Source organism: Polaribacter dokdonensis (assembly GCF_024362345.1).
Taxonomy (GTDB): Bacteria; Bacteroidota; Bacteroidia; order Flavobacteriales; family Flavobacteriaceae; genus Polaribacter; species Polaribacter dokdonensis.
On record NZ_CP101505.1, the window covers coordinates 1,901,954 to 1,922,606 of the forward strand.

The 20,653-nt window shown below is 33.6% G+C and carries 1 protein-coding gene; it reads left to right on the forward strand.

Features of this window, described 5'->3' with window-relative positions; genetic code table 11:
- Window positions 1–51: 51 nt before the first annotated feature.
- Window positions 52–20,643 (forward strand): DUF8202 domain-containing protein, encoded by a 20,592-nt coding sequence (locus LPB302_RS08460; protein WP_053973959.1) that lies wholly within the window; start codon window positions 52–54, stop codon window positions 20,641–20,643.
- The last annotated feature ends 10 nt before the right edge of the window (window positions 20,644–20,653 follow it).

Sequence of the window (20,653 nt, forward strand, 5' to 3'; positions counted from 1 at the left end):
TAGATGAATATGTGTTTTTTTCTAATAAAATAATCAATATTCTTTATAAATATGATTTATAATTACCTTCAATCTATTCTATTAAATATTAAGAAACTTACTTTTTTAATTCTTTTAGGTTCTCCGGTTTTAATGAGCCAAAATTTAATTCACAATTTTGAGTTTAATAACAATTTTAATGATAGTGAAGGAACTAGTGTTTCTTTAACAACCACTAATGTTTCAAGTTCAAATTTTCAAACAGGTCCAAATGCTTGGAGCTGGTCTCAAGCATCATCTCCTGGAGGAGGATTAATTTTAAGCACAGATCAACTTACAGATCCAGAAAGTTATTCTATTGGTTTTAGAATTTCTTATCAAAATACAGGAAATCCTGATGGAAGCACAAAAAGTTATAAGAAAATCTTATCATTTAAAGGTGAAACAGACGATAATGGTCTGTATTTTAATCATCAAAATTTACAGTTTTTTCCTTTTGGAGCTAATGCATCTGTAACCTATACACCTAATGTTTTTTATGATTTTGTATTAACTAGAACAGCAGCTAAAGAAATAAAAGTGTTTATAGTAGAAACTAATGGTACTGTTACTGAGGTTTATAGTGAAACAGATACCAGTGATTCTTCTGTACCTAGATTAGTTGGAGGTAATAGAGAGTTTATTTTTTTTAAAAACGATAATGTTGGCTCAGAACACACACCTGGAGGTATTGTAAGAGGAATTCGTTTATGGGATGGACCTCTGAGTCAGTCTCAAATTGGAGCTGCACTTTCCTCTGTTACAACTAGCGATGCTACTAATTTGTCTGCATCTTCTGCAACTTTAAATGGCGAGGTAAACCCACAAGGCACTAATTCTAATTTTGTTTTTGAATATGGTTTAACTACAAGTTATGGGCAAACTATTGCTTCAACACCATCAAGCAGTAGTGCATCAGCATCAGTAGATGTTACTGCGAATTTAACGGGTTTATTACCAGGTACATTATATCATTACAGATTAAAATCTACAAATACAGCTGGTAGCGCATTTGGATCAGATAAAACATTTACAACCTCTGCAGCTGGAGGAGTTCCTGGCGCTAATCTATGGCTAAAAGTAAATGAAGGTGTTACAAGTTCAGGGTCTACTTTGACTAATTGGACTGATCAAACAGGAAAAAACTCATTTACGGTTTCTGGCACCCCACAAATAGAAACTGGTGCATTAAATTTTAATCCTGTTGTTCAATTTAATAATACTGTAGTTGCAAGTATACCAACTGATAGGCTAGATGGAAATAATAGCATAGTTATTACTGAAAGTTTTGCTGTTTATAAACACCCTGCAGTATTGAGTCAAGGAGCAGTTCTTGGTGGGCAAACAGCAGGGTCAAATTCAGGACTAGGATTTTACTATGGATTAATTTCTAATACACTTTTTACTGATGGTAAAAATAATGTTAATAAATTCTCTAATGCTAATCAAAATACGCATTTTTCTATAAGTAATTTAGACTTGTCACCAAATCCAGACAATGCACTTGTTGATGGGGCAAGTTCTCTTGTTAGCCCATTTACAGCTGGATCTGTAGATTTTGGGAGTATCTCATTAGTACCTATGATTGGTGGTACCAACAATGGAACCACTGGTGCTGCCATTAATAACTTTACTGGTAAATTAGCAGAAATAATTACTTTCCCATCTTCACTCTCTAGTGCAGAAAAACTTAAAATTCAATCTTATTTAGCTGTTAAATACGGTATAACATTAGACAGTTCTTTAGGTAATTATGTAAATTCATCTGGCACTTCAATTTGGAATAATAACTCTTACTGGAATGATGTATTTGGTATAGGTAAAGATGATACTAGTGGTTTAAGCCAACAAAAATCAAACAGTATCAATACAGGTACTGGTAATGGTACTGGGCAAAATGGAAAAGGAAATATTATAGTAGGTAACTCTTCTTCTCTAGATGATGGAGATTTTTTAATGATAGGTCATGACAATGCAGCACTTACAGAAGAAAGAGTAGACTTACCTACTTCTGAAGATGGAAAAATACGTTTACGAAGAGAGTGGAAAGTTAAACATACAGGTAATGCAGGTAAGGTAGATTTAACTTTTGATTTACAAGGAATATGTTTATCTGGAGTATTAAATACAGACTATGCTTTATTAATCGATGAAGATGGTAATGGAGACTTTACAAACGGATCTGTTTCTGTAATTACTCCAACTGCATTATCGTCAGGCGTTTTAGTTTTCTCAGGTGTCACTTTAAATGATAATGTAGTTTTTACATTTGCTGGAACACCTGCAAGACTTAGATTTACTTCTGTTGTTGGCTCAGACAGTCAAACCAAATGTGAAAATACACCAATAACAGATATTACTTATAAAGGTACAAACTTATCTGGTGCAACAGTAACAGGTTTACCTGCAGGTGTTACAGCCTCTTTTAATAATGTTTCTCAAATATTAACTATTTCTGGCTCTGCAACAGCAACAGGTACTTTTAATTATACAATTAATACAACTAGTAGTCAGTGTTCTACAGCACCCACACTATCTGGTACAATAACCATAACAGAAAATGAAACAGTTTCAGCGCCTTCAGCTACACCTACTGTTCAAAAAAATGTTTCAATAGTACCAATAACGCATACAACAACAGGTGCAACAGGTATTGGTTCACCTACTGGTTTGCCTATTGGTGTAACAGCTTCTTGGGCTGCAAATACGCTTACCATTTCTGGAACTCCAACAAAGAATGGAGTCTATAATTACTCAATACCAATTAATGGTACTTGTGGTTCAACAACTGCAACAGGTACTATTACTGTTTCAGATACTTTAGATTCAGATGGAGATGGAGTTATAGATTCAAAAGATTTAGATGCAGATAATGATGGTATTTTAGATACAGAAGAAGGTTTTGCTGCTGTAACTCCAAGCAGACCTTTGTCTACCTATTCAGAAACTGTTAGAACAGTTGCTGCTAATGGACCTAGTATTTCAAATCCTACAAATGGTTATATTGTTACTGATAAGTCTACACCTGGAGTCTTTGCTTTTGAAGCAGTTTCTAGATCAGAAAGTGGTTCAGGAGGTGGAATTGGTACAATTTCTTATGTAGATATTGATGTTGATTTTGCTCCAAGAGAATATGTAAACAATGTACAAGTTAGTTTTAAAATAGGAAGTGCAAGCGATCCAAATGGAAGAGGTTATTTTGATGAAGGGTTCTATATTGAAATAAATGGAGTTGTCGTAGTTAATTTCAATTATTTACAATACAATACAAACACCGCTTTTAATAATAAATTTGACGTAGATGGTGGTGGTTGGGCTCCATGGAATGGAGAAGGAAACCCTGAGTTAATATTAGATTTACAAGGAGGTACTGTAAAATTATTAGCAGATACCAAAACTGGTGGAAGAGAAGATGCATTACCACTTATAACCAACTCTAAGCCAAATCCTATGCCTGCCATAGATTTTGAAAAAGGAGTTTCCATTGGTACAGCATTTAACAATCAAGATGGTCCTGGAGGAATTGGTATACAAACATTAAATTTTTCTGCAGATGTAAGAACACACAGAGATACAGATGGAAATGGAATATTTGACTATTTAGAAACTGACATAGACAATGATGGTTGTTCTGATGTAGATGAAGCTTATGGTGCAGGTACTGACACAAATGGAAATGGACAATTTGGTAATACACCAACCTTAGCAAATAATGGTGTAAATGCGAATGGTTTAGTTATTGCTGCAGGTATTTCTCCATCAACTAGAGCATACCAAAAATCCCCTTTAGACTCAAATAGTGATGGTATAAAAGATTACCTCCAAGTTTCTAAAGAAGTTGTGTCTATAACTACGCAACCTTCTAATACTGCTGTTACAATTACTGATGTAGCGACTTTTTCAGTTACTCCTCAATTACAAGGTACAGGTTTAGACCCAGCTTATCAATGGCAAGAAGACCCAGGTACAGGAACTTTTGCAGATATTACTAATGGAGGTTTGTATAGTGGTGCAACTACTGCAACACTTTCAGTAACAAACCCATTATCAGATAAAAATGGGTATAAATATAGATGTATTGTAAGTCCAGTAGCTAATGTTTGTTTAACTCCACAAACAAGTGATGCTGCAACTTTAACAGTAAATAAACACCCTATTGTTTTAGTAGATGATACTTATACTGTTTCTCAACTAAGCTCTACCACTTCATCAGTAACCTTACCAACAAGCATTATAGCAAATGACACTTTTCTTGGTGCTCTGCCTATAATTAATGGCGCTTCAAAAACAACAACTTTAACACAAGCAGGTGCCTCAATTACTGGTTTTACTTTAGAAACAACAACAGGTAATATAAATGTAGATAACACTGTTACACCTGGTACATACACTTTGTCATATACGTTATGTGAAGATGCAGACCCTACAAATTGTCAAACAGCAACTATAACTATTACTGTTATATTAGATACAGATTTTGATGGTGTTGCAGATATAAATGATTTAGATGATGATAATGATGGTATTTTAGACACAGAAGAAGGTACAAAAATAACAACAGTTGGTACTGCTTTTAACTCAGGTTCTGGAACAGGTAATGTTACAGGTACCTTATCTAGTTTATCTGGCAGTATTGTTTACGATATTGATTTTAAAAACAGTGGTAACTCAGCAAATGGAGGAATAGGGAATGCATCAGAGTTTTTTAATAATGGAACAGAAATTTCATGTGCTGCAAATACAATTGGAGAAGATAATACATTCACTTTTAATCCTCAAGGTTCTGCCAAACTTTCGGATTTAGAGGAAGTTACTATAGATGTTAGTTATGTTCAAGATGGCATGACACTAACTTTTAATCAACCATTAACTAATTTTACTTTAAAATCAGGTACTACAGGTACAATTTCGGCTAATGGAAGAACTGTTAATATAACTTCTGGATCTAATCTCGCTGATGCAGGGTTTACAGCAAAGCTAATTTCTGTATTCTCTAATCCGTTTATTATAAATGGAGTTAAATCTACAAGTTCTGATACATTTACAGTAAAAGTAGCAGCGAGCATAATAGATAGACCTGATTTAGATAGTGATGGAGTTACAAACTCTTTAGATATAGATTCAGATGGTGATTCTTGTAATGATGTTGTTGAAGCATATGGAGCAAATTCAGACCCAGATAATGATGGAATTTACGGTACAGGAAAACCTACTGTAGATGCAAATGGTTTAGTTATTGCTGCAGGTGTTACAGGCTCAGTATATACATCACTTCCAGGAGATATAGATAATAATGGTACAAAAGATTTTTTACAATCATCTGTTACAGCTCAAAGTATAAAAACAAATCCGAATGCAACTTACACTATAGATTCTGGAGACAATACTACAATTTCAGCAGATTTAAATACAATTGGTTCAGGTACGCAACCAACTTTGCAATGGCAATTGAAAGATTCAGGTACTACATCTTGGTCTAACATAACCAACAATTCAACTTATTCTGGAGCAAACACTTTAAACCTTACTATTACATCAGCAAGGTTTCCATTAAATAACACTTTATATAGATTACAAGTTTCTAACCCTTCTGTAATTTGTGGTTCAACTTTCGAGTCAAGTTCTACAAAATTGGTTGTTAACCCAGATCCTATTGTAGCAAATGACGATACAATATCAGCATCAGAAAATAATCCGCAAGTTTTAATTGCTACTATTCTATCTAATGACTTGTTAAATACAGTAGTAATTAACAATGCAGATGTAAATATCACTACTATTGGTACACTTCCTTCAGGAATAACATTAGATTTATCAACTGGAGAACTAGCTACAGATGGAACAGCGCCAATAGGTGTATATACTTTTGATTATCAAATATGTGAAACTGTAGATCCAACCAATTGTACAACTGCTACTATATCAATTACCATTTTAAAAGATACAGATGGTGATTTAGTGGCAGATATTAATGATTTAGATGATGATAATGATGGAGTTTTAGATGTAAATGAAGTTTGTGCAACTGGTACCTACACTTATGTTAATCCAAATCAAATTGACGGGACAGTAGATGGCTCTAATTTCACACTAACAGGAGTTCGAAATAATGGCGCTCCTTGGACCTCAGCAGATGTAACAACCGCGAATTTCAGTTCACCAAGTTCATTTTTTAGTCCTTCGTCAAACGCACTGCCTGCAGTTGTATATGGTGGTGGTACAGGAGGTCGAGGGTCATTTACTCTTACAGGTGGTGAAACAAGAATTATCCGTTTTCATATAGGACAACTCGCTGCTAATACACTTACTTTCTCTGAACCCTTTAGAATTATAACAACAGGAAATGCTGCGCTTTCCAGCGCTACTAATACAACGTTAAAAGGTGTCTCTGTTTCAGGTGGAGATGCAAATGGTACGATTGAATTTTTAAATCCTATTAATTCAGTAAGTTGGTCTACAACAACTGTAGGTCCAAGTCCAAATGAAGGTGATGGTTTTTTTCTAGCAGTTTTAGCTTGTGATGTCGATACTGATTCAGATGGTGTCATAAATTCTTTAGATACAGATTCAGATAATGATGGCTGTAATGACGTTAACGAGGTTTATGGTGCAAATACAGATGCTGATAATAATGGTAAGTTCGGTTCTGGAAATCCAACCGTAGATACAAATGGATTAGTTATTGCAGCAGGAGTTACTAGCAGTGATTACAGTACATTACCTTCAGATAATGATAGTAATGGAATAAATGACTTTTTACAAGCTTCAAAATCTGTAAGTGGTTTTACAGTACAACCTAAAGACCACTTATCAAATACGAATAGATCTGTTACTTTCTCTGCAACTCCAACTGTTAGTGGTTCTGGTACAGAACCAATTTATCAATGGCAAGTTAATGATGGAGGAGTTAGTACATGGGTAGACTTAACAGATAATACTTTTTACGCAGGTTCAACAACTGCTAATTTAGTAGTAACACCTAACAATAGTACTTTTAATAGTAACCAATATAGAGTTGTTGTTAGTACACCTTCTTATGTTTGTGATTCAGATGTTACATCTGATGCAGCTGTTTTATCTATTATTTCTAATATTATTAACGCAAATAATGATGGTGTAGAAGTTGTAGAAAAAGTAGCAAATTCAGCAATTGTAAATGTACTTACTAATGATATTTTAAACAGTACAGTAGCTTTGATATCAGAAGTTACGCTCAGTCAAATTAGTACATCAAATGCAGGAATTTCTTTAGATATTTCTAATGGAAATGTTACTATAAGTTCAACAGTAACTGCTGGTATTTATTTCTTAGAATACAGCATTTGTGAAAACGCAGATCCAACAAATTGTTCTAATGGTATTGTAACAATAGTTGTACAGAAAGATACAGATGGAGATCAAATTCCAGATCAAACAGATCCAGATATTGACAATGATGGGAACCCAAATAGTACAGATCCAAATGTTAATTTACCTACAGCTAATGATGATACAGCAACAGCAAAAGTTGGACAAGCAACTGAGGTAGATATTTTGGTAAATGATGATTTCCTAGCAGGAACCAATACAACCATTACTCAATCTGGAGGAACTGCAGTAGGCACTGTAAGTTTTGATAATCTTACAGGTAAACTAACATATACTCCAACAGCAGCAGAAGCAGGAAAAACAGTTACAGTAATATATAATGTTACAAATACTCCTACAAGTGTTTCTAAGACAGCTACAGTAACGTTAACAATAGATAATGAATCAGATTTAAGTATTGCTTTGAGCGTAAATAATAACGCACCAAATGTTGGTGATAATGTAGTATTTACAATTACAATTACTAATGCTGGCCCAAGTAATGCCACAAATGTTGATGCTTCTGCTTTATTACCTTCAGGATATACTTATATAAGTACAATTGTAAGTCAAGGAACATATAATCCAGTTTCTGGCAATTGGTTTGTAGGATCAGTAACTAATACAAATCCAGAAACTATAGCAATAACAGCATCTGTTAATGCTTCAGGAACGTATTCATTCCCAGCAGAAATTACGTTTGCAGATCAAACAGACCCAGATTCTACTCCAGGAAATGGAAATACTTCAGAAGATGATTATTCATCTATTACTGTAACACCAGTTGCTCAAGCAAATTTGGTTACAGTTTTAACTGTAAATAATACTACACCAAATGAAAATGAAGAGGTTACTTATCAAATAAAAGTTACTAATAATGGTCCTAGTGCAGCTACAAATGTCCAAGTTAATTCTGCTACAATACCTGCTGGTATAACTTACATTTCAGATGATGGTTCAGGAGATTACAATTCAGCATCAGGTATTTGGTCTATAGGAAATTTAGCTTCAGGAAATAGTGTAACATTACATATTGTGGGTCGTGTAGATTCTGGTGAATCAGGTAATACTATAAACCAAACAATAGCAACAACTGCTACAGAAAATGATACAACAACTGCTGGTGATGTTTTATCTGCAGATTTAACAGTAAATCAAGCAACACTAACTACAACAATAGTTGTAGATAATACAACACCTAATGAGGGTGATACAGTTAAGTATACTATTAATATTAGTAATTCTGGCCCTAATTCTGCAACAGGTATAGCTTTAACTTCTATATTACCATCAGGCCTTACTTACGTATCAGATAATGGATCTGGATCATATAATTCAGCAACAGGGATTTGGAATCCTTCTGCAATTGCAGCATCAACTTCTGCAACTTTAGAAATTACAGCAACTGTAAATAGTGGCACTTCTGGTAGTACAATTTCTAATACAGTTTCAAAAATTGTTTCAGATCAAAGTGCTACAAATACGCTACCATCAGCAAGTGCAGATATAACTGTAAAAAGCATCAATTTAGTAACAACAATTAGTGTAGACAATAGCTCACCTAATGAAGGTGGTACCATAAAATACACCATTACTATTACAAACTCTGGAACTGATGATGCTACAAATGTTGTTTTAAACAATTCATTACCTACTGGAGTAACGTATGTTTCAGACAATGGATCAGGAGCTTATAATGCTTCTACAGGTGTTTGGACTGTTGGTAATATTATTGCAACAAGTACTACTTCTTTAGAAATTACAGCTACTATAGATAATGGAACAGCAGGTAATCATATAGACAATACCATTTCTTCTGTAACTGCTACAGAAACAGATGCTACAGCTGTTGGAGATGTTTTAACAGCGTCAATAACTGTAACTAGTTCAAATTTAATTACTGTAGTTGCTATACCTAATAGCACACCAAATGTAAATGATACTTTTTCATATACAATAACAGTAACCAATAATGGTCCAGGAAATGCAACAGGTGTTTCATTAACAAGTTTAGTACCTGCTGGATTAACATTTACAAGTGGAGCAGCAACAGTTGGCTCTTACAATAATACTTCAGGTGTTTGGACAATTGGAGATATTGCTAAATCAGCTTCTGCAACATTAACTGTAAATACAACAGTAAATTCAAATCAAGGTAATGTAACAAACACAATTACTTCTACTGCTGCAACAGGTAATCAAACAGACGCAACAACATCTGGAGATGTTTTATCTCAAACTTTTACACCAACTTCTGCTAACTTAATCACAGTTTTTTCTGTAAATAATCCAACACCAAATGAAGGAGATCAGGTAATTTTTACAGTTCAAGTCAGAAATGCTGGCCCAAGTGATGAAACTAATGTAGCTATAACTACAGATAGTTGGCCAATTTCTGGTTTAACTTATGTTTCTGATGATAGTGTTGGAGCATATGATTCTAATACTGGAGTTTGGACAATAGGAAATATTGCAAATGGCACTATTGCTACTTTAAAAATAACAGCCAGCGTTAACAGTGCAACAGGTGGTAATAATTATATTTTTAAAGCAAATAATCCTGCTTCTGGAGATCAAACAGATTTGATAACCACAGGTGACAACTTAAGTACAAGTGTAACTATACAACAAGCAAAATTAACTACTAGTATTTTTGCAAATAACACGTCTCCTAATGTAGGTGGTACTGTTATATATACAGTTACAGTAACTAATAATGGGCCTTCTACAGATAATAATGTTAGTTTAACAAGTTTAATTCCAACAGGATTAACTTTAGTAAGTAATATCCCAAGCCAAGGTACTTACAATAGTGGTTCTGGTCTTTGGAGTATTGGTTCTCTTGCTAATGGAGATTCTGAAACGCTACAATTAACAACAACAGTTAATTCTGGTACAGGTGGTTCTAGCATAACTTCTAGCACAACAGCTGCTGTTGGTGATCATACAGATACTTCAGTTTCTAACCTTAACTTAACAGCAACTATAAATATAACTAGTGCTAATTTAATTACTGTAAAAACTGTAAATAATCCAGTACCAGATGAAGGTGATGCTGTAATATATAGTATTAATGTAACCAATAATGGGCCTAATGATGAAACCAATGTTTCACTAATTGATCAATTACCAAGTGGAGTTACTTTTGTAAGTGCATCTGCAAGTACAGGTACTTATGATGAAACTACTGGAGTTTGGTCGATTGGAAATATTACAAATGGAGATACAGAGACATTAAGTATTTCTGCAACCGTAGATGCAGGTACAGGTGGTCAAACCATAACAAATACTATTTCACAAACAGCAGAAGGTGATCAAGCAGATCCTACAAATGTGGGTGATGTATTGAGTGCTGTTATTTCTGTATCACTTTCAGACATAGTTACAATATTAACTGTAGACAAAACCTCTCCAAATATTGGAGATACTGTTACATATACAATAGACGTTACTAATAAAGGGATAAATGATGACACCAATGTTTCTTTAACTACAGATATAATAGGCAACATAACAGGCTTAACCTTTGTAAGTGATGATGCAGGAGCTGATTATGATGAAACATCTGGTGTATGGACAATAGGAGGCATACTTACTGGTGAAACGAAAACTTTAAATATAGTAGCTACTGTAGGTAATAATACAGGTGGTAGTGCAATAACATTTAATACAAGTGCAGCTAATGGAGATCAAGCTGACCCAACAACTAATGGAGATGTTTTATCAGCTATATTAAATGTAACTAGTGCTAATTTAGTAACTACGGTTTCTATAGACAATTCAAACCCTAATGTTGGTGATACAGTTAAATACACAATTAATGTCGTAAATAATGGACCAAATGATGAGACAAATGTAACCTTACAAGATCAATTACCTGCAGGTATTACTTTTGTAAGTTCTAACACTAGCAATGGTTCTTATTCTAATACTACAGGTGTTTGGACAATTGATTCTATTCCTAAATTTAATACAGTTTCATTAGAGATATTCGCAACTATAGATAATGGAACAAATGGGCAAACAATTACAAATACCATTTCACAAACAGCAACAGGGGATCAAGCAGACCCAACAACTGCAGGAGATAATTTATCTTCAACTTTAACAGTATCTAGTGCTAATTTAATAACCATAATTTCTGTAGATAATCCAACACCAAATGAAGGTGATGCTATAATTTACAGTATTGTAGTTACTAATAATGGGCCAAATGATGAATCATCTGTAAGTTTAACGAGTTTATTACCTAATAATATTAACTTTAATTCATCCATCCCTGCTCAAGGAACTTATAACTCGACATCTGGACTTTGGGATATTGGAAATTTAACAAGTGGTTCTTCAACAACACTTTCAATAATTGGAACTGTTGCTTCTGGAGCATCTTTAAATAATCCAATAACAACTACTACAACTGCAGCAAAAGGTAATGTAGCAGATACTAATACTGCTGGAGACGTACTTTCTGTAGTGATTAATGTAACACAGAGTGATTTAATAACTTCTATTAGTGTAGATAACCCAACACCAAATGAAGGAGATACTATAAAATACACAATATCTGTAACCAATAATGGTCCTAATAACGAAACAAACGCTTCACTAAATACAATTTTGCCAACAGGTTTAACTTATGTTAGTGATTCAGGAAGTGGAGCTTATAATAATTCTTCTGGTCTTTGGTCTATTGGAAATATAGCTAAAAACACAACTACAACACTAGAAATAACAGCAACTGTTAACAGTGGTACAGGAGGAACATCAATAACTAAAACAACAACAGCAGCAACAGGAGATCAAGCAGATCCAAACACAACTACAGATGTACTTTCATCTACAATTAATATAGGTAATTTTGCAGATGTTGTTTTATCTAAAACTGTAAATAATAGCAATCCAAATATAGGAGATACTATAGTTTATGCAATTTCAGTTACCAATAATGGGCCAGCAAATGCAACAAATGTTGTAATTACTGATGTTCTGCCTTCAGGTTTAACTTTTGTAAGTGAAATTGCAGGATCAGGTGTTTGGAGTGCTAATAACTCAACTTGGACATTAGCTACTTTACCAGCAGGTGAAACTAGAAACTTAACAATTACAGCTAGTGTAAATACAGATCAAGGAGGAAATACTATTATAAATACTATTTCAAATACACAAGACCAAGTAGATTCTAATGCTACACCAGATGATATTTCAGAATCTATTACAGTTACTTCTGTTGATTTATTTGCAACAAAAACAGTTAATAATACTTTACCAAATGAAGGTGATATAGTTACTTATTCTATAACAGTTACAAATAATACAGGCTCAAGTAATGCAACTAATGTAGCTATAACAGATGTTTTACCAGTTGGAGTTACTTATGTAAATAGTAATGCAACAAATGGATCTTACAATCAAGGTTCAGGTCTTTGGACAATAGGAGATTTATCAAGTGGATCAAGTGCTTTGTTAATAATTGAAGCACAAGTTAATGTTGGTACTTTGGGTACAACAATTATAAATACTGCAAGTACTTTAGTTTCTGATCAAGCAGATAATAATACAACTGCAGATGATTTATCTGAATCAATAACTGTAACAAGTACTGATTTAGTTACAACTAAAATTGTAAATACATCAAATCCAACTGAAGGCGAAGACATTATTTATACTATAACAGTTATAAATAACGCAGGTAATAATGCAACTAACGTAAGTTTAATAGACAGGTTGCCAAATGGGGTTACCTACAAATCTGATGATACAGGTACTTATAACACTACATCAGGAATTTGGACAATTGGGGACTTAGTTGCTGGAGCAAGTGAAACTTTAAATATAACAGCAACTGTAAACGCTGGTACAGCAAATACAAGTATTACTAATACAACTACTGCAGCAACAGCAGACCAAGCAGATCCTACAACTGTTGGAGATAGTTTAGCTGCCACAATAAATGTGGTTAGTGCAGACCTTGTTACAACAAATGCTGTAAATGTTACAGAAGCAAATGTTGGAGATAGTGTAATCTATACTATAACTGTAACTAATAATGGTCCTAGTTCTGCAAATTCTATTACTTTAATTGATCAACTTCCAACAGGTGTAACTTATGTTTCAGATAATAGTTCTGGTACTTACAATAATACTTCTGGCACTTGGACAATTGGTAATTTATTAAATAGTGAATCTAAAGTCTTAGAAATTACTGCAACAGTAAATGCTTCTGCTGCTGGTAAAACAGTAACAAATGTAATTTCTCAAGAAGCACAAGGTGCAGAAGTAGATCCTACAACTGCTAATGACAATTTAGTAGCTTCATTTAATGTAATTTCTAATGATTTAGTTACTTCTTTATCTGTTGATAAAACAAATCCGAATGAAGGTGATGCAATTGTTTATACATTAACTATTGCAAATAATGGCCCAAGTAATGCAAGTGGAGTTACAATAACAGACAATTTACCTGTTGGAGTTTCTTATACTAGTCATTCAACAAGTGAAGGGTCTTTCAATAGTGGTTCTGGAGTTTGGACTATTGGAACTATAGCAAAAGGTAGTGTTGCTACTTTAAATATTAGTGCTACTGTAAACGCAACAACTGGAGGAACTACAATTACGAACACAACCAATACTGCAACTGCTAATAATTTAGATCCTGATATTACTAATAATTCAGATAGTGTAACAATAACCATAGGAAATGATGCAGATATTGTACTAACAACCTCTGTAGATAATGCTTCACCAAATATTGGAGATACTGTAACCTTTATTGTTACTGCTACAAATAATGGCCCTACAGAAGTTCAGAATTTGATTGTTGAAAACACAATTCCAAGTGGATTAACTATTAGCTCTGCTTCTCCAAGCAATGGTACTTTTTCAACTCCTAATTGGACAATTGGTAGTTTAGCAAGTGGCACAACAGAAACTCTAACCATAGAAGCAACTGTAGATGCAGGTTCTGCTGGTAAAACATTTACTAGTTTAGTCTCTAATACTCAAAATCAAATAGATAGTAATATAACAACAGATGATTTATCAGCCTCTTTAACAGTACAAAGTGCTAATTTAATTACAACTAAATCTGTTAATGTAACAACACCAAATGAAAATGATGTAATTACCTATACTATCTCTGTTACTAATGATGGGCCAAGTGACGCAACTGGAGTATCTTTAACAGATATTTTACCAACAGACGTTACTTACGTTAGTGATGACAGTTCTGGTTCTTTTAACCATGCATCAGGTATTTGGACAATTGGTAATTTAGCAAATGGAGCAACAATAAGTTTAAATATTAACGCTACTGTTAATTCAGGTACTTCTGGATCATCAATAGTTAATGTAACTTCTAGAGCAACAGCAGATCAAACTGATTTAGTAACAAGTGGAGACGACTTAGATGCTTCATTTACAGTAGCTAGCTCAGAGTTAGTTACCCAAATTTCTGTTGATAATGCTACTCCTAATGAAGGTGATATTGTAACCTATTCAATTCTTGTAAATAACCAAGGAGTGAACAATACAACTGGGATTAATTTAACAGCATTCTTACCAAATGAAATTTCTTTAACTAGTTTTACAGCACCAGCAGGTACAGCCTATAATCAAGGTTCAGGTTTATGGTCAATTGGAGATTTAGCAACAAATACAAGTAAAACTTTAATTATTAAAGGGCAAGTAAATATTGGCACTGGAGGTACAAGTATAACAAGTACAACATCTGAAGCTATTGGTGATCAAACAGATCCAAACATTATTCCAGATATATTAAGTGTTACTGTAACTGTAGAAAATTCATCAGATATAGAAATTACAAAAACAGTAAATAATAACAATCCAAATGAAGGTGATACAATTATTTATACTATAACTGCTACTAACAAATCAGGAGCAGAAGTTACCAACTTTGTACTTACTGATGCTTTACCAAATGGTTTAACTTTTGGTAATGTAACAACTTCATCAGGAATTTGGTCTGCACCAAATTGGAGCATCCCTAAATTATCTGTAAATGATCCTCAAACATTAATTGTTGAGGCTATTGTAGATTCAGGAACAGGAGGTTTAAGTTTAACTAATAATGTAACTCATACTCAAAATCAAACAGACACCAATATCTCTGTAGACGATTTAACCGAAACTGTTACCATAACATCATCAGATCTTGTTACTATAAAAACTGTAGATAATGCAAATCCAAATGAAGGTGATACCGTTAATTATACAATTGTCGTAACAAATAATGGAGGAAGTGATGCTACTAACATAAACCTTTTAGATAATTTACCTACAGGTATAACTTATGTAAGTCATACAACAACTTCTGGTTCATACAATAGAGGTTCTGGTTTATGGGATGGTTTTAATCTTGCTAATGGAAATACTGCAACATTGTCAATTACTGCAACTGTAAACTCAGGCACTGGTAATAGTACTATTACAAACACAACAACCAGAGCACAAGCAGATCAATCAGACCCAACTACGAATGGTGATGTTTTATCAGCTGCCTTAACAGTAACAAGTACAAATTTAGTTACTGTAAAAACTGTGGATAATACAGAACCAAATGAAGGTGATATAATTGTATACACAATTGAAGTTACGAACAATGGACCTTCAGACGCTACAAATGTGAGTCTTACAGATGTATTGCCAAATGGAGTAACTTATGTATCTGATGATTCTTCTGGAAACTATAATGTTGCTTCAGGAGTTTGGACAATTGGTACAATTAACAGTTCATCTACAGAGACTTTAAATATTTCTGCTAGTGTAGATGCTGGTACAGGAGCAAATCAAAATCCAATTACAAATACAACAACTGCTGCCATAGGTGATCAATCTGATGCAACTACTGCAGGTGATGTTTTATCTGCCACTATAAATGTAAATAGTGTTGATTTAGTTACTGTTAAATCTGTGGATAATAACAGTCCTAATATTAATGAAACTATAAAATATTATATTTCAGTTTCTAATTCAGGGCCAAATTCAGCAACTAATGTTTCTCTAACCGATGTTCTACCTTCAGGGGTTACTTACGTTTCAGACAATGCAGCTGGTGCCTATGACATAAATACTGGAGTATGGACAATTGGTACTGTTGCTGATGGACAAACTAAAATTTTAGAAATTACAGCCACTGTAGATTCAGATCAAGGAGGAAATACTATTACTAATACCACTACTTTAGCAATTGGTGATGAAGCAGATTCAGACAATTCAACAGATGTTTTAACTGCATCCATAAATGTTACAAGTAGTAATTTAATTACTAAAAAGAGCATTACAACCAGCAGTGGAAATGGTACTTCTTTTGAAGGTGAAGTAATTACTTATACTATTTCTGTATTAAATAATGGTTCATCTACAGCAACAAATGTTTCCTTAACAGATGTTTTACCTGTTGGAGTTACTTATGTAACACATACTTCTACAAACGGAATTTACAATAGTGGTTCTGGAAATTGGTTAATAGGAGACATTAACAATAATGAAACTGCATTCTTAAACATTACAGCCTCTGTAGATGTAGGCCAAGCAGGAAATACAATTACTAATACAGTTACAAAAGCAGTTGGAGATCAAGCAGATCCAACAGATGTAGGTAATGAATTATCAGCATCAATTATAATAGACAATTTAGCCGATATTGTTATATCTAAAACTGTAGACAATAACAACCCTAATGTAGGTGATGTAATTACCTTTACACTTATTGCAACCAACAAAGGACCTGCAAGAGTCACCAATTTAGAAATCACAGATAATTTACCAGCAGGCTTAACTTTTGGTAATGCAATTGCAACAAAAGGTATTTGGACTGCTCCAAATTGGGCAATTAGTTCATTAGACTCAGGTGATTCTGCAATACTATTGTTAGAAGCTACTGTTGATGCAAATACAGGAGGTCAAACTTTAATTAACAGTTTAACAGCTACTCAAGATCAAATTGATTCAGATGCTACAGCAGACGATTTAACTGAAACTATAACAGTTACAAGCTCAGATCTAGTAACTACTAAAACTGTAAATTTAAATACGGTAAATGAAGGAGATACAGTAGTTTACACAATTTTGGTAGAGAATAATGGGGTTAGTGATGCAACAAATGTTAATCTTACAGATGTTTTACCAACAGGCGTAACTTATTTAAGTGATGATAGTTCTGGAACTTACAATCCAAATACAGGTTTATGGATTTTGGGTGATTTAGCCACAAATACTTCTAAAACTTTAAATATTACTGCAGAAGTTGATGCAGGAACTGCAGGTCAAAGCATTACAAATACAACCTCTGCAGCAATATCAGATCAAGCAGATCCAACTACTGCCAATGACTTGTTAGCTGCAACTATAATTGTTAGAAGCGAAGCTGATATTGTACTTACTAAAGTTGTAGATAATGCAAATCCTGATGAGGGTGATATTGTTACCTATACAATTACAGCAACCAATAATGGTGGAGCAACAGCAACTAATTTAGTAGTTGCAGATAATTTACCTAGTGGACTTTCTTACAACCAAGCAATAGTAACTGGTGGTTCTTGGAATGCTCCTAATTGGAACATTGGTAATCTAGCTCCAGGAGTTACAGAAACGTTAACCCTTTCTGTTTTAGTAGAACCAGGTACATTAGGTTTAACACTAATAAATACTATTTCTAATACACAAGACCAAACTGATACCAATGTAACTGCAGATGATTTAGATGAATCTATTACAGTTACAAGTTCAGACTTACAGGTAATTAAAACAGTGTCTAACAATTCACCTAATGAAGGTGATACAATTGTGTATAGAATTACTGTAGAAAATAATGGTCCTACAGATGCAACAGGAGTTAGTATAGAAGATGTACTACCTACAGGTGTTACTTATGTTGGTCATTTTGCAAACACAGGAAATTATAATCAAGCTACAGGTTTATGGACTATTGGATCGTTAAATAATGGAGACATAGTAACTTTAACAATTAATGCGACTGTAGATGCTAATACATCTTTTAATAGCATTACCAATACAACAACTAATTTAACTGCAGATCAAGCAGATCCAGACACTTCAAATAATGTTGGCAGTGTAACTATTGTGCCTGGTTCTTCTATAGATTTAAGTTTAACTAAAAGAGTACTTGGTAACAACACATCACCAGTTACTGGAGACATTGTAAGCTATGAAATTGTAGTTAAAAATGATGGACCTAACACTGCAACTGGTATTGTAGTAGAAGACCTTTTACCATCAGGATTACAATTTGTAAGGTATAATAGTTCTGGAATTTATGATGCAACAACTGGAGAATGGAATGTTGGAACATTAGCCAATAACGATACTAAAATTCTATTTATAGAAGCAGAAGTCTTAAGTTCTGGAGATTACGAAAATTGTGCAGAAATAATTGCTGCAGATCAAACAGATTCAGATTCTACACCAAATAACGGAATAACTACAGAAGATGATTATGCTTGTGCAGGTATTGTTCCTCAAGTAGATGTAGATATCGTAATTTCTAAAACTGTAGATAATAGTACACCAAATATTGGTGATGTTATTACTTATACAATTCAAGCAGAAAACAATGGGCCAGCAACAGCAACAGGATTAATCATTACAGATGTTTTACCTACAGGCTTAACTTTAGTAAGTGCAACACCTAGCGAAGGTGTTTGGACAAGTCCAAATTGGAATGTTGGTAATTTAGATGTTGGTACCATAGAAACATTAACTTTACAAGTAAGAGTAGATGCAAACACTGGTGGACAAACCATTATAAATACAATTAGTAAAACTCAAAATCAAACAGATACTGATGATACTACAGATGATTTAGATGAATCTATTACAGTTACAAGTGCAGATATTAGTGTTGTTAAAACAGTAGATAATAGCTCACCAAATGAAACTGATTTGGTTGTTTATCAAATTGCAGTAACCAATAATGGGCCAGATACTGCTACCAATGTTTCTTTAGTCGATGTTCTTCCTGTAGGTGTTACCTATGCAAGTCATACAACTACAACTGGAGCTTTTAACCAATCTTCAGGATTATGGACAATTGGTACCATAAATAATGGAGATACTGTTATTTTAGAAATTAGTGCAACAGTAAATACGGGTACAACAGGTCAAACAATTACAAATACAACTTCTAATTTACTTGCAGATCAAGCAGATTTAGACACAACTAATAACATTGGTTCTGTCTCAATAACACCTGGTTCTGTTGTAGATGTTGCTATTGTAAAAAGAGTTCTTGGAACTACAAGTCCAAATGTTGGTGATATTATAAACTATGAAATTTCAGTTTCAAATTCGGGTCCAAATACTGCAACAGGAGTAGAAGTTACAGATATCTTACCAACAGGATTAAGATTTATTAGCTACAATAGTTCATCTACCTATGATAGTGCAACAGGTATATGGAATGTAGGTTCTGTATCTACATCTGATAATAAAGTTTTAATTATAGAAGCAGAAGTATTAAGTTCTGGAGATTATCAAAACTGCGCAGATGTTACTAGTATAAATCAAGGAGATGCAGACTTAACAAACAACGAGTCTTGTGTTACTATTACACCAACATCATCCGCAGATTTAGAGTTAAATATGAGTGTTAACAACAATAATCCTTTAGTTGATACAAATATTATATTTACCCTAAATCTTACAAATAATGGGCCTAGTAATGCTACCAATGTAGAAATTACAGATTTAATACCTACAGGATATACTTTTATTAGTGCTACTCCATCATTAGGTAATTATGATAGCTTTACAGGTATTTGGTCTTTAGCTTCAGTGGCTAACAATACATCAGAAACATTAGCTATAACTGTAAAAGTGTTGAATTTTGGTAATTATGTAAATACTGCAGAAGTTACAAGTGTAACAGAAGCAGATCCAGATTCTACACCAAATAATGCAGATATAGATGAAGATGATTATGCAGAAATAAGCACAATATCACCAAATATTACAGTAATAATTCCAGAGAGTTTTTCACCAAATGGAGATAATATTAATGAGACTTTCGAAATTCCAAATTTACATGTAGAGTATCCTAAATTTAGAATTGAAATTATTAATAGATATGGAGATAAAGTTTTTAAATATTCACACAATGGAAACCCAAATTCACAACCAACTTATTGGGATGGTACCTCGTTAAATAATGGCATTTTACCTTCTGCCACATATTTCTATACCATTTACTTTAATGATGGAAACAGAGCACCAAAAACAGGATGGGTTTATTTAAGAAGATAAAAAGATATTA

Bases quoted from the DNA above. Each gene is read 5' to 3' on its own strand.
- LPB302_RS08460 (WP_053973959.1), top strand. From the start codon at position 52: ATGATTTATAATTACCTTCAATCTATTCTATTAAATATTAAGAAACTT.